The sequence below is a fragment of the Pseudomonas sp. B21-040 genome (genome assembly GCF_024748695.1).
In the GTDB taxonomy this organism is placed as follows: Bacteria; Pseudomonadota; Gammaproteobacteria; order Pseudomonadales; family Pseudomonadaceae; genus Aquipseudomonas.
Window position 1 is genome coordinate 385,176 of sequence record NZ_CP087176.1, and the last position, 24,246, is coordinate 409,421.

At 59.7% G+C, this 24,246-nt stretch carries 24 protein-coding genes and 2 pseudogenes; 6 read left to right on the top strand and 20 right to left on the bottom strand.

The window, feature by feature from the left end:
- Window positions 1-65 precede the first annotated feature (65 nt).
- The 3 genes from LOY55_RS01770 (at window position 66) to LOY55_RS01780 (ending at window position 2,688) form a co-directional block, all read left to right on the top strand.
- On the top strand, window positions 66-863 hold the full coding sequence (locus LOY55_RS01770; RefSeq protein ID WP_109785528.1) for a transporter substrate-binding domain-containing protein: 798 nt from the start codon (window positions 66-68) through the stop codon (window positions 861-863).
- Window positions 864-1,043: 180 nt separating this feature from the next.
- Window positions 1,044-1,961 carry an amino acid ABC transporter permease gene (locus LOY55_RS01775; protein ID WP_258667525.1) on the top strand — a complete coding sequence of 306 codons (918 nt, stop codon included), beginning with the start codon at window positions 1,044-1,046 and terminating at the stop codon, window positions 1,959-1,961.
- Window positions 1,954-2,688, top strand: a complete 735-nt coding sequence (locus LOY55_RS01780) for an amino acid ABC transporter ATP-binding protein (protein ID WP_046031197.1) — start codon at window positions 1,954-1,956, stop codon at window positions 2,686-2,688. The genes LOY55_RS01775 and LOY55_RS01780 overlap by 8 nt, the downstream gene beginning before the upstream one ends.
- 157 nt (window positions 2,689-2,845) lie before the next feature.
- Here the strand turns inward: LOY55_RS01780 and LOY55_RS31080 are convergent, their stop codons facing one another.
- From LOY55_RS31080 to ubiE, 11 genes and pseudogenes are all read right to left on the bottom strand, one after another.
- Entirely contained in the window at window positions 2,846-3,718 is an 873-nt protein-coding gene (locus LOY55_RS31080) for a methyl-accepting chemotaxis protein (protein ID WP_371916745.1), read from the bottom strand.
- Window positions 3,704-4,762: pseudogene (locus LOY55_RS31085) on the bottom strand (methyl-accepting chemotaxis protein); the annotation flags it as partial. The pseudogene LOY55_RS31085 and the gene LOY55_RS31080, both read right to left, overlap by 15 nt.
- Window positions 4,763-5,009: 247 nt before the next feature.
- The gene (locus tag LOY55_RS01790) at window positions 5,010-5,717 is read right to left on the bottom strand and encodes a 16S rRNA (uracil(1498)-N(3))-methyltransferase (RefSeq protein ID WP_109785362.1); all 708 of its coding nucleotides are present in this window, start codon (window positions 5,715-5,717) and stop codon (window positions 5,010-5,012) included.
- Window positions 5,714-6,514 carry a twin-arginine translocase subunit TatC gene (gene tatC, locus LOY55_RS01795; protein WP_223525462.1) on the bottom strand — a complete coding sequence of 267 codons (801 nt, stop codon included), beginning with the start codon at window positions 6,512-6,514 and terminating at the stop codon, window positions 5,714-5,716. The genes LOY55_RS01790 and tatC overlap by 4 nt, the downstream gene beginning before the upstream one ends.
- A 256-nt stretch (window positions 6,515-6,770) precedes the next feature.
- Window positions 6,771-7,235, bottom strand: coding sequence for a Sec-independent protein translocase protein TatB (gene tatB / locus LOY55_RS01800; protein WP_223525461.1), 465 nt, complete (start codon window positions 7,233-7,235; stop codon window positions 6,771-6,773).
- Between the two features lie 10 nt (window positions 7,236-7,245).
- Window positions 7,246-7,518, bottom strand: coding sequence for a twin-arginine translocase TatA/TatE family subunit (locus LOY55_RS01805; protein ID WP_008005062.1), 273 nt, complete (start codon window positions 7,516-7,518; stop codon window positions 7,246-7,248).
- Window positions 7,519-7,543: 25 nt separating this feature from the next.
- Window positions 7,544-7,876 carry a phosphoribosyl-ATP diphosphatase gene (locus LOY55_RS01810; protein WP_003220849.1) on the bottom strand — a complete coding sequence of 111 codons (333 nt, stop codon included), beginning with the start codon at window positions 7,874-7,876 and terminating at the stop codon, window positions 7,544-7,546.
- A complete protein-coding gene (gene hisI, locus LOY55_RS01815; protein WP_109785365.1) occupies window positions 7,869-8,270 on the bottom strand; it encodes a phosphoribosyl-AMP cyclohydrolase in 402 nt (133 codons plus the stop codon). The genes LOY55_RS01810 and hisI overlap by 8 nt, the downstream gene beginning before the upstream one ends.
- A gap of 81 nt (window positions 8,271-8,351) precedes the next feature.
- Complete coding sequence (gene ubiB, locus LOY55_RS01820) at window positions 8,352-9,956, bottom strand: ubiquinone biosynthesis regulatory protein kinase UbiB (protein ID WP_046031190.1); 1,605 nt, start codon at window positions 9,954-9,956, stop codon at window positions 8,352-8,354.
- Window positions 9,953-10,576, bottom strand: a complete 624-nt coding sequence (locus LOY55_RS01825; RefSeq protein ID WP_046031189.1) for an SCP2 domain-containing protein — start codon at window positions 10,574-10,576, stop codon at window positions 9,953-9,955. The genes ubiB and LOY55_RS01825 overlap by 4 nt, the downstream gene beginning before the upstream one ends.
- On the bottom strand, window positions 10,576-11,346 hold the full coding sequence (gene ubiE / locus LOY55_RS01830; protein ID WP_007948968.1) for a bifunctional demethylmenaquinone methyltransferase/2-methoxy-6-polyprenyl-1,4-benzoquinol methylase UbiE: 771 nt from the start codon (window positions 11,344-11,346) through the stop codon (window positions 10,576-10,578). The genes LOY55_RS01825 and ubiE overlap by 1 nt, the downstream gene beginning before the upstream one ends.
- A 155-nt stretch (window positions 11,347-11,501) precedes the next feature.
- Here ubiE and LOY55_RS01835 point away from each other — a divergent pair, with 155 nt between their 5' ends.
- The 3 genes from LOY55_RS01835 (at window position 11,502) to LOY55_RS01845 (ending at window position 13,318) form a co-directional block, all read left to right on the top strand.
- A complete protein-coding gene (locus tag LOY55_RS01835; protein WP_027922116.1) occupies window positions 11,502-11,777 on the top strand; it encodes a polyhydroxyalkanoic acid system family protein in 276 nt (91 codons plus the stop codon).
- Window positions 11,778-12,027: 250 nt separating this feature from the next.
- Entirely contained in the window at window positions 12,028-12,450 is a 423-nt protein-coding gene (locus LOY55_RS01840) for a phasin family protein (RefSeq protein WP_046031188.1), read from the top strand.
- Between the two features lie 10 nt (window positions 12,451-12,460).
- Window positions 12,461-13,318 (top strand): phasin family protein, encoded by an 858-nt coding sequence (locus LOY55_RS01845; protein WP_223525460.1) that lies wholly within the window; start codon window positions 12,461-12,463, stop codon window positions 13,316-13,318.
- 178 nt (window positions 13,319-13,496) lie between these two features.
- Here LOY55_RS01845 and LOY55_RS01850 read toward each other — a convergent pair whose 3' ends face one another.
- From LOY55_RS01850 to argS, 9 genes and pseudogenes are all read right to left on the bottom strand, one after another.
- Window positions 13,497-14,117, bottom strand: coding sequence for a TetR/AcrR family transcriptional regulator (locus LOY55_RS01850; RefSeq protein WP_046031186.1), 621 nt, complete (start codon window positions 14,115-14,117; stop codon window positions 13,497-13,499).
- Between the two features lie 59 nt (window positions 14,118-14,176).
- Window positions 14,177-15,858, bottom strand: a pseudogene (gene phaC, locus LOY55_RS01855) (class II poly(R)-hydroxyalkanoic acid synthase).
- Between the two features lie 125 nt (window positions 15,859-15,983).
- A complete protein-coding gene (gene phaZ, locus LOY55_RS01860) occupies window positions 15,984-16,838 on the bottom strand; it encodes a poly(3-hydroxyalkanoate) depolymerase (RefSeq protein WP_046031184.1) in 855 nt (284 codons plus the stop codon).
- Between the two features lie 147 nt (window positions 16,839-16,985).
- Complete coding sequence (gene phaC / locus LOY55_RS01865) at window positions 16,986-18,665, bottom strand: class II poly(R)-hydroxyalkanoic acid synthase (RefSeq protein ID WP_223525458.1); 1,680 nt, start codon at window positions 18,663-18,665, stop codon at window positions 16,986-16,988.
- Window positions 18,666-18,923: 258 nt separating this feature from the next.
- Window positions 18,924-19,295, bottom strand: coding sequence for a gamma-butyrobetaine hydroxylase-like domain-containing protein (locus LOY55_RS01870; protein WP_223525457.1), 372 nt, complete (start codon window positions 19,293-19,295; stop codon window positions 18,924-18,926).
- A gap of 119 nt (window positions 19,296-19,414) precedes the next feature.
- Window positions 19,415-20,752 (bottom strand): HslU--HslV peptidase ATPase subunit, encoded by a 1,338-nt coding sequence (hslU, locus tag LOY55_RS01875; RefSeq protein WP_046031181.1) that lies wholly within the window; start codon window positions 20,750-20,752, stop codon window positions 19,415-19,417.
- A gap of 55 nt (window positions 20,753-20,807) precedes the next feature.
- Window positions 20,808-21,338: an ATP-dependent protease subunit HslV gene (gene hslV / locus LOY55_RS01880; protein ID WP_046031180.1), complete on the bottom strand. Its 531-nt coding sequence runs from the start codon at window positions 21,336-21,338 to the stop codon at window positions 20,808-20,810.
- Between the two features lie 248 nt (window positions 21,339-21,586).
- Window positions 21,587-22,297: an SPOR domain-containing protein gene (locus LOY55_RS01885; protein WP_109785368.1), complete on the bottom strand. Its 711-nt coding sequence runs from the start codon at window positions 22,295-22,297 to the stop codon at window positions 21,587-21,589.
- A 1-nt stretch (window position 22,298) separates the two neighbouring features.
- Entirely contained in the window at window positions 22,299-24,035 is a 1,737-nt protein-coding gene (gene argS / locus LOY55_RS01890) for an arginine--tRNA ligase (protein ID WP_223525456.1), read from the bottom strand.
- Window positions 24,036-24,246 lie beyond the last annotated feature (211 nt).

A 24,246-nucleotide genomic window follows, 5' to 3' on the forward strand; every position in this document is an offset into this window, starting at 1 on the left:
CTACGTTTCCTGAGGGAGACGGCCGTTTGCGCGCCTCACACCGCAATGGTTTTGGGGACATGATGATGAAGAAGTATCTCTCGATGCTGCTGGTCGGCGTCACGGCATTGGTTGCAGTCAGCACGGCGCAGGCCGGCGCCATTGATGACGCGGTCAAGCGCGGCACGCTGAAAGTCGGCATGGACCCGACCTACATGCCGTTCGAGATGACCAACAAGCGCGGCGAGATCATCGGTTTCGAAGTCGACATCCTCAAAGCCATGACCAAGGCCATGGGCGTGAAACTGGAGCTGGTGTCCACCGGCTACGACGGCATCATCCCGGCCCTGATGACCGACAAGTTCGACCTGATCGGCAGCGGCATGACGCTGACCCAAGAGCGCAACCTGCGCCTGAACTTCAGCGAACCGTTCATTGTGGTCGGTCAGACGCTGCTGATCCGCAAAGAGCTGGAAGGCACTATCAAGTCCTATAAAGACTTGAACACCGACGAGTACCGCATCACCTCCAAGCTCGGCACCACCGGCGAAATGGTCGCGAAAAAACTGATCTCCAAAGCCAAATACCACGGCTACGACAACGAGCAGGAAGCGGTGCTCGACGTGGTCAACGGCAAGGCGGATGCCTTCATCTACGACGCGCCTTACAACGTGGTGGCGGTGAACAAGGTCGGCGCCGGCAAGCTGGTGTTCCTCGATAAGCCGTTCACCTACGAACCGCTTGCCTTCGGTCTGAAGAAGGGTGACTACGACAGTATCAACTTCATCAACAACTTCCTGCACCAGATCCACGAAGACGGCACCTACGATCGCATCCATGACAAGTGGTTCAAAGACACCGCTTGGCAGAAAGACATGGAATAAGGCTTACCGCTGATCGTTCCCTCGCTCTGCGTGGGAACGCATCCTGTGACGCTCTGCGTCACGCTTGAGAAGGGACGCGGAGCGTCCCGGGCGGCATTCCCACGCAGAGCGTGGGAACGATCAAATTCCGGAACCCGTAATGAAACAAAAAAATCCCAATGGCCCTGGCACGTATTAACCGTGCTGGTGCTGATCGGCCTGGCTGGTGCGTTGTACTACGCCACCTCGCTGATGTCCTACGAATGGCGCTGGAATCGCGTGCCGCAATACTTCGCCTACCACGCCGAAGAATCCCAGCGCGCCACTGATATCTCCACTGTCAGCGAACTGGTGCGCAAAGGCGATAAAGCTGAAGTCACGCTGCGCAACGACGCAGGCGATGAGCAACGCGTGACCGTCGACGACAACAGCCTGCAAGTCGCCCAAGGCGATGATGTGGCCGAAGGCGATGTGATTGGCGTGACCCGTCATTGGGCCGCCGGGCCGCTGCTTTGGGGGCTGTGGACAACTTTGTGGTTGTCGGTAGTGTCCGGTGTGCTCGGGCTGTTGATTGGTCTCGCCACGGGCCTGTGCCGGCTCTCGAACAACCCGACGCTGCGCGATCTCTCGACGATCTATGTCGAGCTGGTCCGTGGTACGCCGCTGCTGGTGCAGATCTTCATTTTCTACTTCTTCATCGGCACCGTGATGAACCTGTCCCGTGAATTCGCCGGGATCGCTGCACTGTCGTTGTTTACCGGGGCCTACGTCGCGGAAATCATCCGTTCCGGCGTGCAGTCCATCGCCCGGGGGCAAAACGAAGCGGCGCGCTCGTTGGGGCTGAGTGCTGGCCAGTCGATGCGCCACGTGGTGATGCCGCAAGCCTTGAAGCGCGTACTGCCGCCCTTGGCCGGGCAGTTCATCAGCCTGGTCAAGGACACGTCGCTGGTCTCGGTGATTGCGATTACCGAACTGCTCAAAAGTGGTCGTGAAGTTATTACCACCTCGTTTTCGCCGTTCGAAATCCTGTTCTGCGTGGCCGGGTTGTACCTGTTGATCAACCTGCCACTGTCGAAAATCGCCAGTCGGCTTGAACGGAGGCTCGCGCAAAGTGATTGAAGTCCGCGATCTGGTAAAAGTCTTCGACACCCGTGGCCAAGTGGTTCGCGCGGTGGATAACGTCACCACGCAAGTGGCCAAGGGCGAAGTGCTGGTGGTGATCGGTCCGTCCGGTTCCGGCAAGTCGACCTTCTTGCGCTGCCTCAACGGCCTGGAAGAATTCGATTCGGGTTCGGTGAGCATCGATGGCCTGCAACTGGCCGACCCGAAAACCGACGTGAATGCCTACCGCCGCGAAGTCGGCATGGTGTTCCAGCATTTCAACCTGTTCCCGCACATGACCGTGCTGGAAAACCTCTGCCTGGCGCAAAAAGTCGTGCGCAAGCGCGGCAAGAAGGAGCGCGAGGCCAAGGCCTTGGCGCTGCTGGAAAAAGTCGGGATCGCGCAGAAGGCCCACGAGTTTCCATCGCGCTTGTCCGGTGGCCAGCAGCAGCGTGTGGCGATTGCCCGCGCATTGGCCATGGAACCCAAGGTCATGCTGTTCGATGAACCGACGTCGGCCCTGGACCCGGAAATGGTCGGCGAAGTGCTGGATGTGATGAAGACCCTGGCCTTGGAGGGCATGACCATGGTTTGTGTCACCCATGAAATGGGTTTTGCGCGGGAAGTGGCGGATCGGGTGTTGTTCTTCGATCACGGCAAATTGCTGGAAGATGCTTCGCCGGCCGAATTCTTCGATGCGCCGAAGGATCCACGGGCGCAGGCGTTTTTGCGTCAGGTCCTCTGACGGCGGCGACCTTGCGATCGCCATCGCGGGCAAGCCCGCTCCCACAATGGATTGCGCTGTTCATGCTATTTGCGTAACACCGCTTATCCCTGTGGGAGCGGGCTTGCCCGCGATTGCATCACCTCGGTCCTGAGTGAACCGAGGTCAAAACACCCCCTCAAACCTTGAACTTGCCCACCAGCATCTGCAGATGCGTCCCCAGCCGTGCCAGCTCAATGCTGGAGGCCGCGGTCTCTTCGCTGGCGGCCGAGGTTTGTTCGGACACGTCGCGCACGTTAAGCACGCTGCGGTTGATCTCCTCGGCCACGGCGGTTTGCTGCTCGGCAGCGGCGGCAATCTGCTGGTTCATCGTCTGAATGGCCGACACGGTGCGGGTGATGCTTTCCAGTGAGCCGCCGGCGCGGCGGGTCAGTTCGACGCTGCTGTCGGTCAGGGTGCGGCTGTTGTCCATGATGGTCGCGACTTGCTGGGTGCCGGCTTGCAGGCCGACGATCAGCTCTTCGATTTCTTCGGTGGACTTCTGGGTGCGTTGCGCCAGGCTGCGAACTTCATCGGCCACCACCGCAAAACCCCGTCCGGCCTCACCGGCACGGGCAGCTTCGATGGCGGCGTTGAGGGCCAGCAGGTTGGTTTGCTGGGCCACGGATTTGATCACGTCGAGCACGCTGCCGATCTTGTCACTTTCGCGCTTGAGGTCGCCCATCGCGGCAGTGGAGTTGCCGACTTCGAGGGCCAGGCGTTCGATCTGGGCGATGGCTTCGCCGACCACTTTGTCACCTTCGCGGGCTTGCTGATCGGCGGCGACAGCGGCTTCGCTGGCTTCCTCGGCGTTGCGCGCCACTTCTTGCACGGTCGCGGTCATTTCGTTCATGGCGGTGGCCACCTGGTCGGTTTCGACCTTCTGGCTGTTGACCCCGGCACTGGTCTGCTCGGTGACGGCCGACAACTCTTCGGCGGCGCTGGCGATTTGCGTGACGCCGTCGCTGATGCCGCCGATCAGTTCGCGCAGGCCCAGAATCATGCTCTGCATGGCGCGCTGGAGCTGGCCGAGTTCGTCGCGACGTTTGGAGGTCAGGTTGTGAGTCAGGTCGCCTGCTGCGACGCGCTCAGCGACTTTCAGGGTCTGGCTCAGCGGGATAACGATCTGACGGGTGATCGCCCAAGCGGCAATCATGCCAAAGACCAGGGCCAGAGCCGTGGCCAGCAGCAGCATGTTCTTGGCGTGTGCGGCATCGGTATCGCGAACAATGGTTTGCGACACGGTGAGTTTTTTGCTGACGTCGAGCAGGATGTCACCTTGCGCAGCCATGGTTTTGAGCGCGGCAGCGCTGGCGACCTGTGAGTCGCGGTACTGGCTGACGGCGGCGCGGTAGGCCTTGAGCGAGTCGGTGGCCTGTTGCAGGTTGGCGATGTGCTGCTCCGGCAATTTGGACGGCAGGCTTTCGAGGTTTTTCAGGGCGTTGTCGATGGCATCCAGCGCTGGCTGTTCAGCTTCGGCCTTGCCGCTATAGGTGTAGCCGCGGACCTGGAAGCGCGCTTGCTGGATCAGTTTGCTCAGATCAATCACGCTATTGAAGTCGGCAACACTATCGCCCTGTAACAGGGACTTCTCGACTTCAGCGACGCGGGCCACGGCATTATCGGCCGTGGCGCCGAGTTTGCTGCGGGCGTCTTCGCGGTTGGCGCCTGCCTGAGTCATGGCGGCGAACGCTTGTTTGTACTGGCTGACGGCGGCCAGTTGCTGGTCGACCATCGCTGCATCAGCCGGTTGTTCGATCATTTTGCGGGCGCTTTGCAGGCCGGTATCGAGTTGCGCAAGCTTGTCGTTAACCGCCCCCGGGCCTTGTTCTCCGCGGCGCATCTCATAGTCCAGGCGGGCGATGCGCAGGTCTTTGGTCAGGTCATTGAGGCTGGCAATGAACCCAAGCTTGTCGCCGCGGCTCGTCACATCACTCAGGCCGGTCCAGCCGGTGACGGTGATCGATAGGGTAAGCAGCAGCACCAGGCCGAAACCGATTCCCAGTTTGCGATTGACGCTGACGTTTCCCAGATTCTCGGCTAGCCATTGGTACATGCTGCAACTCCCTGGACCACTGATTTTGGTTTTGTGGGAACTGTATCGGCAGGCGAAAGAGAATCTGTAGGGCGGAAAAGGACTTGCGACGATCACAGTCCCTGTAGCAGCTGGCGAAGCCTGCGTTCGGCTGCGAAGCAGTCGTGAAATCAGACACCGCGGTGTTTCAGGTAGTCCGAGTTGTCCGGATTGACGACTGCTTCGCAGCCGAACGCAGGCTTCGCCAGCTGCTACAAGGTAGTCGGGGTTAGAAGAGGCGGGCGAGCAGCGCGGTGACGGCGGTTTCGACACGCAGGATGCGCTCGCCGAGTTGCACCGGTTGCAGGCCGGCCTTGCCCAGCAGGTCGATCTCGTAGGGGATCCAGCCACCTTCGGGGCCGATGGCCAGCGTCACCGGTTCGTCTAGCCCACGGGGGCAGGGCGGGTAATTGCCGGGGTGGCCAACGAGGCCAAGGGTGCCCTCGGTGATTGCCGGCAAACGGTCCTCAACGAACGGCTTGAAGCGCTTTTCGATGACGATTTCCGGCAGCACACTGTCCCGGGCCTGTTCGAGGCCGAGGATCAGTTGCTCACGAATCGCTTCGGGCTCCAGAAACGGGGTTTGCCAGAAGCTCTTCTCGACGCGATAGCTGTTCACCAGGACGATGCGCGGCACACCCATGGCGGCCACGGTCTGAAACACCCTGCGCAGCATTTTCGGGCGTGGCAGGGCCAATACCAGGGTCAACGGCAGCTTGGTCGGGGGCGATTGGTCCAGCGTGACACGCAACTCGGCTTCATTGGCGTCCAGGCGCAGCACTTCGGCTGCCCCCATCAAACCGCCGATCCGTCCGACGCGCATGTTGTCACCGACTTCACAGCGGTGGACTTCCTGCATGTGCGTCAACCGGCGATCACGCAGGATCACCCGGTCGGCCGCAATGAAATCGGCTTCTTCGAGCAGCAGCAGGTTCACGGTTGGGTTGCTGGCGGCTGGTCGTTGTTGTCGTCAGCCGGTTGATCGTCCGGGTGCTCGCCGCGCTTGCTGACCAGGCTGCCAAACAGGATGCCGATCTCGAACAGCAGCCACATCGGAACTGCCAACAGCGTCTGCGAGAAGATGTCCGGCGGCGTCAGGATCATGCCGACCACGAAGCAGCCAATGACCACGTATGGGCGGATTTTCTTCAGGTATTTGACGTCGACCACGCCGATCCACACCAACAGCACCACGGCCACCGGGATTTCGAATGCCACGCCAAAGGCGAAGAACAGCGTCATGACGAAATCGAGGTAACTGGTGATGTCGGTCATCATTTCCACGCCGGCCGGGGTGGCGGCAGCGAAGAACTTGAAGATCAGCGGGAAGACCAGGTAATAGGCGAACGCCATGCCGGTGTAGAACAGCAGGATGCTGGACACCAGCAATGGCACGGCAATGCGCTTTTCATGCTTGTACAGGCCCGGTGCGATGAAGCCCCAGATCTGATGCAGGATCACCGGGATCGCCAGGAACAGCGAGACCATCATGGTCAGCTTCAGCGGCGTCAGGAACGGCGACGACACGTCGGTGGCAATCATCGTCGCGCCAGCAGGCAGGTACGCGCGCAGCGGCGTGGAGACGAAGGTGTAGATCTGCTGGGTGAAGGCAAACAACCCGGCGAAGATGATGAAAATCGCCGCTACGCAACGCAGCAGGCGGGTACGCAACTCGGTGAGGTGCGAAACCAGCGGCATGTGCTGGTCGTTTTCGGGGAGAGTAGGGCCTGTCATCGGTCATTTCCTGTGTCGCGCCGAGCCTGTATTTGCGCAGGGCAAGGCGCGAGAAGCGTAGTTTGGCGTTTCAAATAAGCGACGAGTAACGCAGCCCTGCGCAAATACAGGCCGGCCCTCCGGGTTGTGCCTGAAAGCGGGCCAGGCTGCGTTGTAGGCCTTGGAAAGGGAACAACCATTCCCTGCGGCCTACGCCTTGCCTGGCCCGCTTTCAGGCGACAACGCGACACAGGAAATGACCGATGACAGGCCCTTGTCATGGGGCTCGCGGCGGCAGTGTGGGGTCATGAGGGGCCGGCGCTGTCGGTGCGGCGGCAAGAGCAACCGGCTCAACCGGCGTCGCTGGAACAACGGGCGCAGGTTCAGCTGTCGCTATTACCGATGCAGGCGCAGGTGCTGGTGTTGGTTCAGTGGCGGCGGCAGGTGCATGAATCGTCTGCTCTCCCACGTGCTCCACCGGCGTCGGCTCCTGCTGGGTCGGCGTGAAGATCTTCCGCGCCTCCTGTTCCAGCGACAGAATGTGCTCGTTGTGCAGTTGCCGACGAATTTCGTCGGCACCGATTTCACGTTCAACTTCCTGTTTGATTGCATTGAAACTGCGCTTCAAGCGCCCAACCCACAGGCCGGCGGTGCGCGCAGCACCCGGCAGGCGCTCAGGACCCAGCACGAGCAGGGCAACGAGGCCGACGAGCAGCAGTTCAGAGAAGCTGATACCAAACATTAGTCTGTGCTCACACGTCTTTGCGGATCGGCTCTTCGACTTTTTGCGCCTGCACATCGATGGTGTGCGGCTGGTTTACCGAGGCCTGTGGCTGCACCGGCGGTACTGGTTGAGACGGCGTGGCGGTCGGATCGGCCGGTTTTTCGTCGTCGTTCATGGCTTTCTTGAAGCCCTTGATCGACTCGCCAACGTCCGTGCCGAGGTTCTTCAGTTTCTTGGTGCCGAATACCAACACGACAACAACCAGGATGACGATCCAGTGTTTCCAGTCAAAAATGCCCATGTTGCAGCTCCTCTCTAATAGTTATTCAGGCGGACGGACGCGAGGCTTTCTCGACGTGTCCGGAGAGACCGAAACGACGGTCCAGTTCATCGAGTACAGCCTGTGGATGCTGCCCCAGTTGGGCGAGCATGACCATGCTGTGGAACCACAAATCGGCGGTCTCGTAGATCACATCGCTGCAGTCACCGCTGATGGCGGCATCCTTGGCGGCAATGATGGTCTCGACCGACTCTTCGCCGACTTTTTCCAGAATCTTGTTCAAGCCCTTGTGGTACAGGCTGGCGACATACGAGCTGTCGGCGGCGGCGCCTTTGCGCTCTTCCAGCACTTGGGCCAGACGGGTCAGAGTGTCACTCATGTGCGTGTCCTGCGGAATAGATGGCGTGCGGATCTTTCAGAACCGGGTCGACGGTTGTCCAGTCGCCGTTTTCGTATACGCGGTAGAAGCAGCTCTGGCGACCGGTGTGGCACGCGATGTCGCCGATCTGCTCGACCATCAGGATGATCACGTCGGCGTCACAGTCCAGACGCATCTCGTGCAGGGTTTGTACGTGGCCGGACTCTTCGCCCTTGCGCCACAGCTTGCCACGCGAGCGCGACCAGTAGATGGCGCGGTTCTCGGCAGCGGTCAGTTCCAGCGCTTCGCGGTTCATCCAGGCCATCATCAGGACGCGCCCGGTCTTGTGATCCTGGGCAATCGCGGGCACCAGGCCGTCGGCGTCCCACTTGATCTCGTCCAGCCAGTTTTTCATCTTCGACTCCGACAGCGGGCTCCACACTTCAATAGTCAAGCCCAGGCGTTGAAACAGTGTGCCAGTGCGTAACACAACTGGCTATCGGCGAACGACCAGATACAAACCGACGGCCATCATGATTCCCGCCGGCCAGTAGGCCAACTGGTTCAGTGGCCCGCCAGCGGCGAGTATCGCGCCACCGGCCAGATGGGCCGTACCGAGCAACCGCAGGAACCAGTCGTCGCGGCGTCGATGCCACGGTGGCGGCGGGTCGTACGCGTGGGGTTGAGACATGCGCTCCAGCAGGTCGCGGGCCATATTGGCCAGGTGCGGCAGCTGTTCAAACTGGCTCTGCACGTTGCCGAGCAAGGCTTTGGGGCTGACGCGCTCGCGCATCCAGCGCTCGAGGAACGGCTGCGCGGTGTTCCACAGATCGAGGTCCGGGTACAACTGGCGGCCCAGGCCTTCGATGTTCAACAGGGTCTTTTGCAGCAGAACGAGTTGCGGCTGCACTTCCATGTTGAAGCGTCGGGCGGTCTGGAACAGGCGCATCAACACCTGACCGAAGGAAATATCCTTTAACGGTTTTTCGAAAATCGGCTCGCACACCGTACGGATCGCCGCTTCGAATTCGTTGAGTTTGGTTTCCGCCGGCACCCAGCCCGAATCGATGTGCAACTGCGCCACGCGCCGGTAATCACGCTTGAAGAAGGCGAACAGGTTGCGCGCCAGGTAATCCTGGTCTTCCGGGGTCAGGCTGCCGACGATGCCGCAGTCGATCGCGATGTATTGCGGGCTCCACGGGTTCACGGTGCTGACGAAGATGTTGCCGGGGTGCATGTCGGCATGGAAGAAACTGTCGCGGAACACTTGCGTGAAGAAGATCTCCACACCGCGTTCGGCGAGCATTTTCATGTCGGTACGCTGGTCGGCCAGGGTCGTCAGGTCGGTGACCTGGATGCCGTAGATGCGCTCCATCACCAACACTTTCGGCCGGCACCAGTCCCAATAGACTTGCGGCACGTACAGCAGCGGCGAGCCTTCGAAGTTGCGCTTCAACTGGCTGGCGTTCGCCGCCTCGCGCAGCAGATCGAGTTCGTCGTAGATGGTTTTTTCGTAGTCCTGGACCACGTCCACCGGGTGCAGCAAACGCGCGTCGGCCGAGAGCTTTTCAGCGGCGCGGGCGAGAATGAACAGCCACGCCAGATCCTGGGCGATGACCGGTTTGAGGCCCGGGCGAATTACCTTGACCACCACTTCTTCGCCGGTTTTCAACTGCGCGGCATGCACCTGCGCCACCGAGGCGGAAGCCAGTGGCTCGACATCGAAGCGGCTGAACACTTCACTGATCTTTTTGCCGAGCTGTTCTTCGATCAGTTTGACCGACACTTGCGAGTCGAACGGCGGCACGCGGTCCTGCAGCTTCATCAGCTCATCGGCGATGTCTTCCGGCAGCAGGTCACGGCGGGTGGACAGAATCTGCCCGAACTTGATGAAAATCGGCCCGAGGTCCTGCAGCGCCAGGCGCAATCGCGCGCCGCGGCTCAAGTCCAGCGTCTTGCGCGGGAACCAGCGCCATGGCAACGCGTAACGCAGCGCCAGCAGGAACCAGGGCAGCGGCAGGGCGAACAGCAGGTCATCGAGACGGTAACGAATCACAACGCGCTGGATGCGCAACAAACGGCGGACGGCAAGCAGCTTCATGCGTTATCGCTTGGGTCGAGGGATCGGGAAAGGCGCTCGAAGCGCGCCTCGAGACGTTCCAGATCGAGTTTGATCTGGTCCAGTTCACTGAAACGGGCTTCGGCTTCGCGCTGACCGACGAGGGTTCGCGATTCTTCAGCCAGGTATTCGCCCAGGTTTTGCCCCAGGCTGATGAACCCTTGCTGATACCAGCGAGCGCGACTGCGCAGGTGACCACCGATCAGTTGCGTCGCCACCGGGCCGAGCCAGCGCGAGAGTTCATACTCCCAATCCAGCTCGAGGTCCTGAAGGATCGCCGCCAGTTCCAGCAGCACGCCGCTGTCTCCGTCGAGTTCGACTTCAGGGCCATGCAGGACCGAGGTCTTGTCCTTGCTCATCGCCAGTTTCAGCAGGCTTGAGGCCGGTGCACGCAAGGTGCAATCAACGCCGGTTTCCCAGTGGGAAGCGAGCATCAGGCCTTCGTCGCTGGGCAGGATGAACAGCTGCAATGCCGGGCTGCGGCAATCGATGGCTATCACCCGGCCGCTCAAATGCGCCAGCCGTGGCAGCGCCGTGCTGTCGAGACGCAGCACCCGGTTCAGGCCGAGTTCAACGCTGGCGAGCAGGCCGGCCAGCAACATCAGGGTTTGATGCCGCGGTGCAGGGCGACGATGCCTGCGGTCATGTTGTGGTAGGTCACGCGGTCGAAACCGGCCTCGACCATCATCGATTTCAGGGTTTCCTGATTCGGGTGCATGCGGATCGATTCGGCCAGGTAGCGATAGCTTTCCGAGTCGTTGGTGATCAGCTTGCCCATCAACGGCATGAAGGCGAACGAGTAAGCATCGTAGGCTTTGGACATCAGCGCGTTGGTCGGTTTGGAGAACTCCAGCACCAACAGGCGACCGCCAGGCTTGAGTACGCGCAGCATCGAACGCAGGGCGTCTTCTTTGTGCGTCACGTTGCGCAGGCCGAAGGCGATGGTCACGCAGTCGAAGTGATTGTCCGGGAACGGCAGTTTTTCAGCGTCGGCCTGAACGAATTCGACGTTGCCGGCGACACCGAGGTCCAGCAGGCGATCACGTCCGACCTTGAGCATCGATTCGTTGATGTCGGCCAGCACGACCTGGCCCGTCGGGCCAACGAGGTGCGAGAATTTTTTGGTCAGGTCGCCTGTGCCGCCGGCGATGTCCAACACGCGATTACCGGTGCGCACGCCCGAAAGCTCGATTGCGAAACGCTTCCACAAGCGGTGCATGCCGCCCGACAGGAGGTCGTTCATCAAGTCGTACTTGGCGGCTACCGAATGGAAAACCTCAGCGACTTTTTCCGCTTTTTGGCTTTCCGGAACGTTTTTGAAACCGAAGTGCGTGGTGGGTTCGGCATCGCTGCCTTTGCGCTGATCAGTCATATCGCTGTCACCAGAAGAGAATGCGGGACATTCTAATCCCCAAGGGATGCTTTGTCTTGGCAAGGCTGAAGGTAAGATGGATCACCCTCGGGACGTTTTGCCGCACCCGCGGTCAGGATTTACCGACCAAGCATTCATAAAGCAGGAGTCATTTGATGGCCCGTATTAGTGTTGAACGCGCCCACGGCCTGGGTAAGGAAGCGGCTCGCGAGAAGGCCGACAAGCTGGCGCAGAAATTGTCCGATCAATATGGCCTGGAGCCGCAGTGGTCGGGTGACACCTTGAACCTCAAGCGCTCCGGCGTGAAAGGCGCGGTGCATGTCAGCGAAGATTCGATCCGCGTCGATGTCGAGCTGGGCCTGATGATGTCGGCCATGAGCGGCATGATTAAATCGGAAATCGAGAAGGCGCTGGATAAAGCGTTGGTGTGACCTGCATCGATTTTTGAAGGCAGTCCCTGTAGGAGCCGAGCTTGCTCGCGATGGCGGTGTGTCAGTCCACATCCATTTTGAATGATGAGGGGCTATCGCGAGCAAGCTCGGCTCCTACAGGTCGAGGTGTGTGGCACCACTGGTTTATGTCAGTTGTTAGGGTGCCGTTTCTAATTTTTCTCCCTACTTTGTGCCTGAGCCCGACACTTATCCGGGCAGTTCCTCAAACCTTCTGCGCGTGAGGTGCACCATGGCCAAAGTTATTCTGAAGAAAAAAATCGACGCATCGACCACTGCTCTGGGCGACGTCAAATCCTATGCCCGCAAGATCTGGCTGGCAGGCCTGGGTGCCTACGCCAAGGTCGGCCAAGAGGGCAGCGATTACTTTCAAGAGTTGATCAAGGCTGGTCAAACTGTTGAAAAGAAAGGCAAAAAAGTAGTGGCTGAGAAACTTGAAGCCGCTAATGCCGAGATCGATGAAGCCAAGAGTGAAGTGAGCACTTTCAAAGGCAAGGTCGAAGTTCAACTCGACAAGGTCGAGAAGGCTTTTGACTCGCGTGTCGCAAGTGCCTTGAATCGTATCGGCATTCCGTCTAAACATGACGTTGAGACACTCTCTGCTAAGCTCGATGAGCTGACGGCATTGCTCGAAAACGTCGCGCGTAAATCTTAAGGAGAACGGGATGGCTGTTAAAAAGAACACCGAAAAAGAAGGCAGCTCGTGGATCGGGAAAGTCGAAGACTACTCCCGCAAAATCTGGCTGGCTGGTTTAGGCGTGTACTCGAAGATCGACACTGACGGCAGCAAGCTCTTCGATACATTGGTCAAAGACGGCGAGAAAGCCGAGAAGCTCACCAAGAGCGCTGTTGGCAAGAAAGTCGACGCCGCCAAGGATTCTGCTTCGTCGGCCAAGTCGCGCATCAGCGGCGTGAAAGATCGTGCGCTGGGCAAGTGGGATGAACTGGAAGGGGCTTTCGACAAGCGTCTGAACAGCGCCATTTCGCGCCTCGGTGTCCCGAGCCGCAACGAAGTCAAAGCACTGCACAGCAAGGTCGACACCCTGACCAAGCAAATCGAAAAACTCACCGGTGCCAAGGTTGCGCCTGTTGCGGCGAAAACCGCGGCGGCCAAACCGGCTGCTAAATCGGCTGCCAAGCCACTGGCCAAAGCTGCCGCTAAACCGGCTGCCAAACCAGCCGCGAAAGCAGCGGCCAAGCCAGCTGCCAAGACTGCCGCCGCCAAACCTGCAGCAGCCAAGCCAGCGGCCAAGCCGGTCGCCGCCAAAGCGGCCGCTAAGCCAGCGGCTAAACCGGCTGTCAAAACCGCAGCCGCCAAACCGGCAGCAAAACCTGCTGCAGCGAAGAAGCCGGCAGTGAAAAAACCGGCCGCACCGAAAGCCGTTGCAAAACCAGCCGTTGCGGCTGCCAAACCGGCAACCCCGACAGCACCGGTCAGCGCATCGAACTCCGCGACTGCGCCAACCCCTGCTGTTACCCCGACTGTCGCGCCAGCTCCATCGACGCCAACCAGTCAGTCCTGATAACCCGGGGCTCAAAAAAACGCCCGACCTGCCAAGGTCGGGCGTTTTTGTTTGTGCACGGTTCAATGAGCGACGCAGCCCTTGGTAGGAGCCGAGCTTGCTCGCGATGGCGGTGTGTCAGCCCAATTTAATATCGACTGACACGACGCCATCGCGAGCACGCTCGGCTCCTACAAGGTTAGTCGTGGACTTCGAGATATTGCAGGGCCATCTGCTCCGTCGCGACCTTGATCGGCGGCAGCAAGTGCGGCGCCACCAGCATCATGATCTGGTACACCACCAGCCGCACTTCACCTTCACCCTCCAGAATCCGTTGGTAATCCAGCGAGAACAGCAGCGTCATGGTGATCTGTTCCACCAACTGCCCTAACGCCTGGGTGTCACTGACCAACTGCCCTTGAGCCTTCAACCGCGCCAGCAATGAAGCCAGTGTGCGCTTCAGCGCATTGAGCAAATTGCGTATGCCCTTGGCCAGTTTCGGCAGGCGCCCGGCGAGGTTCGACAGGTCCTGGAACAGAAACCGGTAGTGCGCCAGCCGTTCGACAATCAAGTGCAGGAACAGCCAGTAATCGTCTGGTCCCAGTTCCACATCGGCGGGTGGGTCGAGCAGCGGCGCCAGCTCGGTCTGGAAACGCTCGAACAACCCGAGAATCAGCGGTTCCTTGCCGTGAAAGTGGTAGTAGAGATTGCCGGGGCTGATGCCCATCTCGTTGGCAACTTCCATGGTGGAGACGTTCGGTTCGCCTTTGTGATTGAACAACTGCAAGGCACATTCGAGAATCCGGTCGCGGGTTTTCATCCAGTCTTCTTAATGGTCGAGTCAGGCCACGGCCGGCGTCGGCCGTGGTGGGTTGAACGTCAGCGCACACGCACGTAGGTACCGGGTGCTGCCTCCTGCGGGGGGTAGTTCTGATTGCCGAGGGTCATGTGAGTTTCTTTTTGTGCCCCGGAACGTTGCTGAATCCACTCCAGCCACTGCGACCACCAACTGCCGTCGACTTGCTTGGCGTCGTAGTACCAGGCCCGCGGATCGCTGCTCAGTTTTGCGCTCTCGACGTAGTTGGCTTTCGGATTGCTTGGCGGGTTGAGAATGCTTTGTACGTGACCGCTGTTGGACAAGACGAAGCGTCGTTCGCCACCCAGCAGCAGGGTCGAGCGATACACCGCATCCCACGGCGTGATGTGGTCGTTGATGCCCGCGACGCTGAAGCTGTCGACGGTGACTTTCTGCAAGTCGATGGGGTGCCGCACACTTCAAGGCCGCCCGGATGACTCAGCGGGTTGTGCTTGAAGAAGTCCAGCAGATCACCATGAAAGGCTGCCGGCAGCCGAGTGTTGTCGTTGTTCCAGTAGAGGATGTCGAACGCTGGCGGTTCTTTGCCGAGCAGGTAGTTATTGACGAAGTAGCTCCAGATCAAATCGTTGGGACGCATCCAGGCGAACACCTTCGCCATGTCGCGACCTTCCAGCACGCCTTTTTGATACGACTTGCGCTTGGCCGCCTCAAGGGTCTGTTCGTCGGCAAAAAGCGTTGCCGGGGAGTCCATTTGACTGTCGAGCAAGCTCACCAGATAGGTCGCGCTGGACACTCGCCGCAGCTGTCGCTTGGCCTGCAAGTGGCCTTGCAGCGCGGCGATGGTCAGCCCGCCGGCGCAGGCACCCATCAGGTTCACCTCGCGGGCGCCGGTGATCGCCCGGCAGACATTCATCGCTTCTTCCACGGCTTCAACGTACGTCGACAGCCCCCATTCGCGATGACGCACATCCGGATTGCGCCAACTGATCATGAAGGTTTGCAAGCCATTCTTCAGGGCGTACTGGACGAAACTGTTATGCGGGCTGAGGTCGAAAATGTAGTACTTGTTGATCTGCGGCGGCACCACCAGCAGTGGTTTGGAATACTGTTTTTCACTCATCGGCTTGTACTGGATCAGTTCCAGCAGCTCGTTGCGAAACACCACGGCGCCAGTCGTGGTGGCCACGGTTTTACCCACTTCGAACGCTTGCTTGGTGACTTGCCGAGGCAGGCCGTCATTGTGCAAGAGGTCGTCGACCAGATGGCTGATACCGCGCACCAGGCTGTTGCCGCCGGAATTGAAGATCTCCTTGATCGCCAATGGATTGAGCAACGTGTTGGTTGGCGACACCGCGTCATTGAGCAAGGCAAACGCAAAGTGCGCGCGGGCACGATCGTCGGCCGACATCGCGCTGTCGTCGATCCAGCTTTTCACCTGTTTCTGCCAGCTCAGGTAGGCCTGCAGGCTGCGTCGGTAAAAAGGGTTGAGGCTCCACGCAGGGTCGTTGAAACGACTGTCCTTCGGGTTGGTCGGGTGCAAGGTTTCACCCAGCAATACGCGACCTAGCTGGCCGCCCAGCTTCAAGGCGTGGCGGGCGCTGTGCACCGGGTTGCGCAAGCCATGGGCCGCGACACTGCGCAGGGTCGAAATCAGATCCCGGCCGCGCAGGCCGGTAATCGCACTCTGTGCGTTGATGAACGCGGCGGGAGTGGGCAAAGCGTCTCTCGCTGGTTTTTCGCGCATGTCTCAACACTCCTTCGTCTTCAAGCCAAAAACAAACAAACAGAACCAGATCACCATAGTCGCTGTTGTGGGTTGTTGCGCGGCGTGGCGTCCTGCCTGCCTGTTTGGGTAAACAAATTCCCGAATTAACCGCTCAATGGCGACGGATGTGGGTGCATGACGGCGCGCTGACGTTCCTCTTCGAGGAATTTCATGATGATCGGTGCCACCGCCTCGGCGCGGGTAATCAGGAACAAATGCCCGTCATCGATGATGTGCAACTGGGCGTTGGGAATACGCCAGGCGAGCATGCGCATGTTGATCAACGGGATCAGTGGGTCGTCGTCGCCGGCCAATACCAGGGTCGGCTGGTTGATCTTGTGCAGCCAGTGAATGCTGGTCCAGCCAAGACCGGCAAACAGCTGCCAGTAATACCCGAGCTTGCCTGCCGAACGGACTTTCGCCGCGTGGCTGGCCGCCAGGGTGGGATCGCGACGGAACGAGCCGCCATAGATCATCGGAGCAATGCGGATGACATGAGACGGCTGGATGTAGCGCCGTGGGCTGGCCATCATCCACAGTACTTTCGGTTTGCCCGGCACCATCACCGCGCCGGCCGCCGTGGCCGCCAACACGAGTTTCTTGCAGCGCTCGGGGTAGTCATACGCGAACTGCTGGGCGAGGGCGCCACCCCAGGACACACCGATGACGTTGACTTGTCCGTAGTCAAGATAGTCGAGCATGCGTGCCGTGAGTTTCGCCAGGCCCGGGAAACGATAAGGCCGGTTCGGCGTGGATGAACCACCGACACCGGGTACGTCAAAAGCAATGACTTCCAGGTCTGGGTCCAGTGCCGCGACGAACGGAAACACCAGCTCCAGGTTGGCGCCGATGCCGTTGAAAATCAGCAAGGGCGTCAAGTGAGGCTTGCCGGGGCGTACTGCCGTGCGGAGGGTCTGGCCATCCAGGTCGACAGTACGAAAGATGAACGGTTGCGGCATGCTTCAAGCCCTGTGGGTTAATTCATCCCCGATCCTCTGTAGGCGTTGAGCTTGCTCACGATAGCGGTGGGGCAGGCTCAGCAATATTGACTGTGCTGCCGCCTTCGCGAGCAAGCTCGGCTCCTACAGGGGCGCGAGGTGTGTCAGTTACCGCTCATGCACATAAGTGCCCGGTGCCGCCTCGGCCGCGACATAGGTTTTGTTGCCCAGAACCGTCGGGGATTTTTTCAGCTTGCCCGATCGTTCGGCTTGCCATGCCTGCCAGTGCAGCCACCAGGAATCGGTGTGCTTGGTGGAGTTTTCTTGCCAGTCTTCGGCCTTGACCGGCATTTCGGTGCTGGTCATGTAGCGCGATTTCGGGTTGCCTGGCGGGTTCAGAATGCTCTGGATATGCCCGCTGCTCGACAGCACGAACTCGACCTTGCCACCGAACAGTTGCGCTGACTTGTAGCAGGACTTCCACGGGGTGATGTGGTCGCTGGTGCCAGCCAGGCAATAGATGTCGGCGGTGACTTGCTTGAGGTCAATCGGCGTACCGCACACTTCCAGTGCATTGGAGCGGATCAGTGGATTACTTTTGAACATCTCGATCAGGTCGCCGTGGAACGCGGCCGGCAATCGTGTGGTGTCGTTGTTCCAGAACAGGATGTCGAACACCGGCGGCTCGTTGCCCAGCAGGTAGTTGTTGACCCAGTAGTTCCAGATCAAATCGTTGGGGCGCATCCAGGCGAAGACTTTCGCCATGTCGCGGCCTTCCAGAACCCCGGCCTGATAGGACTGGCGCTTGGCGGATTCCAGGGTTTGCTCGTCGACGAACAGGGCGACGTCGCTGTCCAGGGTGGTGTCCAGCACGCTGACCAGCAGCGTCAGGGCGTTGACCTTTTTCTCGCCGATTGCCGCGTAATGGCCCAGCAGCGCGGTGCAGGTAATGCCACCGGAGCAGGCGCCGAGCATGTTGATGTCTTTACTGCCGGTGATAGCGCTGACTACGTCGACCGCTTCCTTGAGCGCCTCGATGTAGGTCGACAGACCCCACTCGCGCTGTTCCTTGGTCGGGTTGCGCCAACTGACGATAAAGGTCTGCACATTGCTGCGCAGGCAGTAGCGCGCCAGGCTCTTCTCCGGGCTCAAGTCGAACACGTAGAACTTGTTGATCTGGGGTGGCACCACCAGCAACGGGCGTTCGTACACTTGCTCGGTGGTGGGCTTGTACTGGATCAGTTCCAGCACGTCATTGCGGAACACCACCGCGCCTTCGGTCACTCCCAGGGTCTTGCCGACTTCGAATGCGCCCATGTTGACCTGGCTCGGCATGCCGCCGTTGTTCACCATGTCCTTGGCCAGGTGCGAGAGGCCGTCGAGCAGGCTCTTGCCACCGGTTTCGAAGAAACGTTTGACCGCCGCCGGGTTGGCCGCCGTGTTGGTCGGGGCCATGGCTTCGGTCATGAGGTTGATCACGAAATGCCCGCGAGCGACATCTTTGGGTGAAAGGTTACTGTCGTCGATCCAGTCGTGGAGCTCCCTGCGCCACGCCAGGTAAGTTTGCAAATAACGTTTGTAGAGCGGGTTTTGGCTCCAGGCCGGATCGGCAAAACGACGGTCATCGGTGGACGGTTGAAGTTCGGATTTGCCGAACAACACGTTCTTCAGTTCAAGGCCGAAATGGGCGACATGCCTGGCACTGTGAATCGGTTGTTTGATGGCCTGCCTGAGCACCATGCGAGCAGAAGCCAATAGATCTTTTCCACGCAGCCCAACGACAGGATTCAGCCCCAAGGTGTTTTCCGAGGCTTGAGTCTTCAAGTCATCGTTATTTTTGTTACTCATCTACGACGCTCCATTGTCCTGAGACGAGTACCTGATACCAGCGGTGTAGTCACACAGCCAATGCCAGGTACTACTGCTCGGGTGACCGTTAATACTGCATCGCTGCTTTTTAGTTCAGAGAGCACTGCAGGGAACTTGCCAGCTCCATTGGTTACCCGAGTTTAATTTTTTTCGCAAGCAGGCCAATCATTGACCCAGAAGCGGAGCATTCAAACAGATGAAATTAGAAAATGCCCTCTAAAGAGCAAGAGGCCTGACTTAGAGCATCAGCTTGACGACGGATTCATTCGGGTCGCGGGTTTTTCCGGCCGCTTTGAGCTCGGCAAGATAATCCTCCCAAAGTGCGTCATAACGTCGCGCCAATTCATAGAGGTATTCCCAGGTGAACAGGCCGCTGTCGTGGCCGTCATCGAAGGTCAATTTCAGTGCGTACTGACCGGCCGGTTCTACCTTGCTCAGGCCTACGTTGATCTTGCCAAATTGCAGGACAGGTTTGCCGTGGCCCTGGACCTCGGCGGAGGGAGAGTGCACGCGAAGAAATTCGGCGGGCAGGGTGTATTCCTCGCCCGACGCGTATTTCAGCGACAGGGTTTTCGAGGCTTTGTGCAGTTTGATGTCGGTGGGGATCATGACCGGGTATCCGTCTGTAGGCGTGTGGTCAGCCCCCTGTAGGAGCACGGCTTGCCGGCGATGGCGATTTCAAGTGCGCCATCGCCAGCAAGCTGTGCTCCTACAGGAGGTCACATGGCTTACAGGATATAACGGGACAGGTCTTCGTTCTGCGCCAATTCACCCAGGTGGCTGTTGACGTAGTCGGCGTCGATCAGGATCACCTTGTCGTCATGGGCACTGGCCAGATCACCGGCGCTGAACGACACCTCTTCAAGCAGTCGCTCAAGCAAGGTGTGCAGGCGACGGGCACCGATGTTCTCGGTCTTCTCGTTAACCTGCCAGGCGATCTCGGCAATGCGCTTGATGCCGCTCGGCTGGAACTCGATGCCCAGGCCTTCAGTCTTCAGCAGCGCACAATATTGCTCGGTGAGCGAGGCATGCGGCTCGCTGAGAATGCGCTCGAAGTCTTCAGGCGTCAGCGCCTTGAGCTCGACACGAATCGGCAGGCGGCCTTGCAGCTCTGGCACCAGGTCGCTCGGCTTGCTCAGGTGGAACGCACCGGAGGCAATGAACAGGATGTGGTCGGTCTTGACCATGCCCAGCTTGGTATTGACGGTGCAGCCTTCGATCAGCGGCAGCAAATCGCGCTGTACGCCTTCGCGGGACACATCGACACCGCCGGAATTGCCGCGCTTGGCCACCTTGTCGATTTCGTCGATGAACACGATGCCGTGCTGCTCGACCGCTTCCAGTGCCTTGGCTTTCAGCTCTTCATCGTTGACCAGGCGGCTGGCTTCTTCGTCGCGCACCAGTTTCAGCGCTTCCTTGACCTTGAGCTTGCGGCTCTTGCGTTTGCCCTTGCCCATGTTGGCGAACAGGCTTTGCAGCTGGTTGGTCATTTCTTCCATGCCAGGTGGCGCGGAGATGTCGACGCCGGACACTTCGGCGACTTCGATTTCAATTTCCTTGTCGTCCAACTGACCTTCACGCAGACGCTTGCGGAACAGCTGGCGGGTGTTGGAATCGGCCGAGGGTGCTTCGTCGTTGTTGAAACCCATGCGTGCCGGTGGCAGCAGGGCGTCGAGAATGCGCTCTTCGGCAGCGTCTTCGGCGCGGTGGCGCACCTTGGTCATTTCCTGTTCGCGCAGCAGTTTGATGGCTGCGTCAGCCAGGTCACGAATGATCGATTCCACATCGCGGCCGACATAGCCGACTTCGGTGAACTTGGTCGCTTCAACTTTGATGAAGGGCGCGTTGGCGAGTTTGGCCAGGCGACGAGCGATCTCGGTTTTGCCGACACCGGTCGGGCCGATCATCAGGATGTTCTTGGGGGTGACTTCAACGCGCAGCTCTTCAGGCAGCTGCATCCGGCGCCAGCGGTTGCGCAGCGCAATGGCGACGGCGCGCTTGGCATCGTCCTGGCCGATGATATGGCGATTGAGTTCGTGGACGATTTCACGGGGAGTCATGGACATAGTATTTAGCGGACCTCAAGCAAGAATGAGCCGTGGCACGATGGCCAACACGGGCTTACTCGGCGCAGTCCTGCTCCTCAATGGTCTGGGTGTGATTGGTGAATACGCAGATATCGGCAGCGATGCCGAGGGCGGTTTCGACGATTTCCCGGGCCGACAGATCGGTCTTCTTGAGCAGTGCGCTGGCCGCGGCCTGGGCGTAGCCGCCGCCGGAACCCATGGCGATCAAGCCTTCTTCGGGTTCTACGACATCGCCATTGCCGGTAATGATCAGGGAGGCGTCTTTGTTGGCAACGGCGAGCATGGCTTCGAGACGGCTCAGGGAGCGGTCGGTGCGCCATTCTTTGGCGAGCTCGACGGCTGCGCGAACCAGGTGACCTTGATGTTTCTCAAGCTGGCCTTCGAAACGTTCGAAGAGGGTGAAGGCGTCAGCGGTGGCACCGGCGAAACCGGCGATGACCTGGCCGTGGTACAGGCGGCGAACTTTCTTCGCGTTGCCTTTCATCACGGTATTGCCGAGAGAAACCTGGCCGTCGCCGCCCATGACGACTTTGCCGTGGCGGCGAACTGAAACGATGGTGGTCAAGGGAAGAGTCTCCACGCAGCGGGGCGAAAATGCCTTATGCCAACTCATATGGGGGTGGTGGCGCATTTTTCAACTGCGGGGCGGGAGAGGGGACGAGTGGTTTGAGTCAGATGGGATGTGTGGTGTTTATCAGAACGCTTTCGCGGGCAAGCCCGCTCCCACAGGGATAGCGCATATCCTGTGGGAGCGGCGGTGCGACGATTCGACTTGCCCGCGATGAACGATGACGCACAGATCCTGCCGGGAAATCAGCGGCTTTGGCGTTGTTGTAACAACAGGTTGCTAAAGCCTGCGCCGGCCAGTTGTTTCTGCGCGGTGGTCAGTTGTTCGCGGTTGCTGAACGGCCCGACCAGAACGCGATACCAGGTCTCATCCTTCACCGTGCCGGACTCAACCGCCACGGCCTGGCCCAGCAGAATGATCTGCGCACGAACCTTGTCCGCATCAGCCTCTTTGCGGAACGAGCCCGCCTGCAGGAAGAACTTGGTCACCGGCGCGGCTTTGGTGACGGGCGGCGGTGGCGGTGGTGTTATCCCGGCCAGGGCAGCCTGCGCGCGTGCCGTGTCGATCTTCGCCGCTTCCGCCGGTGTCACCGGTGTGGTCGGAATGGCTGGCACCTGTGGCGTCGGCAGGGTTTTTTCCGGCACGGCATCCGGCGGTACGATCACTTCCGATTCCGGCAGCAAGGTGTAGAAGTCGTATTTCGGCTTCACCGGTTGCGTCGGGCTCGGCGGGGTCTTGTTGGCCTCGGCGATCTTGGTGGCTTTCTGTTGCTGCTCCACCTTCTCGCGCTTGACCGTGTCGCTGCCCTTGCCCGGTTCCAGTTTCATCAGGAAAACGATGAACGCGCCGACCGTCAGGCCGATGGCCATCCACAACCAACCCGGGATCGGTTGCTTTGCTGGAGCTTGGTATCGGCTGGCGCCACGCTTGGGTGCAGGTTTTTTCTTGGCAGCCAACTTACATACGCTCCAGAGTTTCCAGACCCAAGAGTTCCAGGCCTTGCTTGAGTGTGCGACCGGTCAGTGCGGCGAGGCGCAGACGGCTTTGCATTTGCGCCGGGGTGTCGGCGCTCAGGATCGGGCAGTTCTCGTAGAAACTGGAGAACAGGCCGGCCACATCGTACAGGTAGGTGCACAGGATGTGCGGCGTCCCTTTGTCGGAAACGTTGTTCAGTATTTCGCCGAACTGCGCCAGTTTGGCGGCCAGTTCGTGTTCGTGCGCGGCTTCCAGCACGATCTGGCCTTCGACTTCGGTGAAGTCCTTGCCCAGCTTGCGGAACACGCCGGCAACGCGAGTGTAGGCGTACAGCAAGTAAGGCGCGGTGTTGCCTTCGAAGTTCAGCATCAGCTCGAAGTTGAAGCTGTAGTCGCTGGTGCGGTGCTTGGACAGGTCGGCGTATTTGACCGCGCCAATGCCCACCACCTTGGCGATGTTGCGCAGTTCGTCATCGGCCAGCTCTGGATTCTTGTCTTTCACCAGGGTGTAGGCGCGTTCCTGGGCTTCGGTCAGCAGGTCGATCAGCTTCACGGTGCCGCCGTCACGGGTCTTGAACGGACGGCCATCTTTACCGTTCATGGTGCCGAAGCCCATGTGTTCCATTTCCATCGGGTGCGTCACGAAGCCGGCCTTGCGCGCCACGGCGAACACTTGCTGGAAGTGCAGGGCCTGGCGCTGGTCGACGAAGTACAGCGCGCGATCGGCTTTGAGCTTGCCGCTGCGATAACGCACGGCCGCCAGGTCGGTGGTGGCGTAGAGGTAGCCGCCGTCCGCTTTCACGATGATGACTGGCAGCGGATCGCCGTCGGCGTTCTTGAACTCGTCGAGGAACACGCACTGGGCGCCGTTGCTTTCGACCAGCATGCCGGCGGCCTTGAGGTCGTTGACCACGTTGATCAGGTCGTCGTTGTAGGCACTTTCGCCCATGACGTCGGCCATGGTCAGTTTGACGTTCAGCAGTTCGTAGATTTTCTGGCAGTGCGACAGGGAAATGTCTTTGAACTTGGTCCACAGCGCCAGGCAGTCCGGGTCGCCGGCCTGCAGCTTGACCACCAGGCCTCGGGCGCGATCAGCAAACTCTTCGGATTCGTCGAAGCGCTGCTTGGCGGCACGGTAGAAGTTTTCCAGGTCCGACAGCTCGTCGCTGGTGATCGGGTTTTCCTGGAGGTACGCCATCAACATGCCGAACTGGGTGCCCCAGTCGCCCACGTGGTTCTGACGGATCACTTCGTCGCCGAGGAATTCCAGGACTCGCGCGACACCGTCACCGATGATGGTCGAGCGCAAATGGCCGACGTGCATTTCCTTGGCGAGGTTCGGTGCCGACAAGTCGATGACCGTGCGCTGTGCCGGGCCGGCCTTGCGCACGCCAATCTGACTGTCGGCCAGCGCGGCATCCAGGCGCGAGGCCAGGGCCTGGGTGTTCTGGAAGAAGTTCAGGAAGCCCGGGCCGGCGATTTCGGTTTTGGTGATGTTTTCATCAGCCGGCAGCGCGGCGATGATTTTCTCGGCCAGGTCGCGCGGCTTCATGCCGGCCAGTTTGGCCAGCATCATGGCGATGTTGCTGGCGAAGTCGCCGTTCTTCTTGTCGCGGGAGTTTTCCACCTGGATCGCCGGCGACAGGCCTTCAGGCAACACACCTTCGTTGACGAGTTGGGTGATGGCTTGTTGGATCAGCTGGCGAATGGTGTCTTTCATGGTCTTCTCTTTCGACCGCAAGCGCGGCGGCGCTTCGATGCGCTGGTGGAAAAACTGGGCATTATCCGTTGCGAAGGCGGGCTTGCCAACCTTAGCAGGCAGGATGTGGATATGTGGTGACAAATGTCTTCGTTTGTAGGAGCAAGGCTTGCCTGCGATGGCGCCCTTGAGATCGCTATCGCGGGCAAGCCTTGCTCCTACACATTCAACG

Bases quoted from the DNA above. Each gene is read 5' to 3' on its own strand.
- LOY55_RS01770 (WP_109785528.1), top strand. From the start codon at position 66: ATGAAGAAGTATCTCTCGATGCTGCTGGTCGGCGTCACGGCATTGGTT.
- LOY55_RS31080 (WP_371916745.1), bottom strand. From the start codon at position 3,718: ATGCAGAGCATGATTCTGGGCCTGCGCGAACTGATCGGCGGCATCAGC.
- tatC (WP_223525462.1), bottom strand. From the start codon at position 6,514: ATGACAGGCCCTACTCTCCCCGAAAACGACCAGCACATGCCGCTGGTT.
- tatB (WP_223525461.1), bottom strand. From the start codon at position 7,235: ATGTTTGGTATCAGCTTCTCTGAACTGCTGCTCGTCGGCCTCGTTGCC.
- LOY55_RS01805 (WP_008005062.1), bottom strand. From the start codon at position 7,518: ATGGGCATTTTTGACTGGAAACACTGGATCGTCATCCTGGTTGTTGTC.
- LOY55_RS01810 (WP_003220849.1), bottom strand. From the start codon at position 7,876: ATGAGTGACACTCTGACCCGTCTGGCCCAAGTGCTGGAAGAGCGCAAA.
- hisI (WP_109785365.1), bottom strand. From the start codon at position 8,270: ATGAAAAACTGGCTGGACGAGATCAAGTGGGACGCCGACGGCCTGGTG.
- ubiB (WP_046031190.1), bottom strand. From the start codon at position 9,956: ATGAAGCTGCTTGCCGTCCGCCGTTTGTTGCGCATCCAGCGCGTTGTG.
- LOY55_RS01825 (WP_046031189.1), bottom strand. From the start codon at position 10,576: ATGTTGCTGGCCGGCCTGCTCGCCAGCGTTGAACTCGGCCTGAACCGG.
- ubiE (WP_007948968.1), bottom strand. From the start codon at position 11,346: ATGACTGATCAGCGCAAAGGCAGCGATGCCGAACCCACCACGCACTTC.
- LOY55_RS01835 (WP_027922116.1), top strand. From the start codon at position 11,502: ATGGCCCGTATTAGTGTTGAACGCGCCCACGGCCTGGGTAAGGAAGCG.
- LOY55_RS01840 (WP_046031188.1), top strand. From the start codon at position 12,028: ATGGCCAAAGTTATTCTGAAGAAAAAAATCGACGCATCGACCACTGCT.
- LOY55_RS01845 (WP_223525460.1), top strand. From the start codon at position 12,461: ATGGCTGTTAAAAAGAACACCGAAAAAGAAGGCAGCTCGTGGATCGGG.
- LOY55_RS01850 (WP_046031186.1), bottom strand. From the start codon at position 14,117: ATGAAAACCCGCGACCGGATTCTCGAATGTGCCTTGCAGTTGTTCAAT.
- phaZ (WP_046031184.1), bottom strand. From the start codon at position 16,838: ATGCCGCAACCGTTCATCTTTCGTACTGTCGACCTGGATGGCCAGACC.
- phaC (WP_223525458.1), bottom strand. From the start codon at position 18,665: ATGAGTAACAAAAATAACGATGACTTGAAGACTCAAGCCTCGGAAAAC.
- LOY55_RS01870 (WP_223525457.1), bottom strand. From the start codon at position 19,295: ATGATCCCCACCGACATCAAACTGCACAAAGCCTCGAAAACCCTGTCG.
- hslU (WP_046031181.1), bottom strand. From the start codon at position 20,752: ATGTCCATGACTCCCCGTGAAATCGTCCACGAACTCAATCGCCATATC.
- argS (WP_223525456.1), bottom strand. From the start codon at position 24,035: ATGAAAGACACCATTCGCCAGCTGATCCAACAAGCCATCACCCAACTC.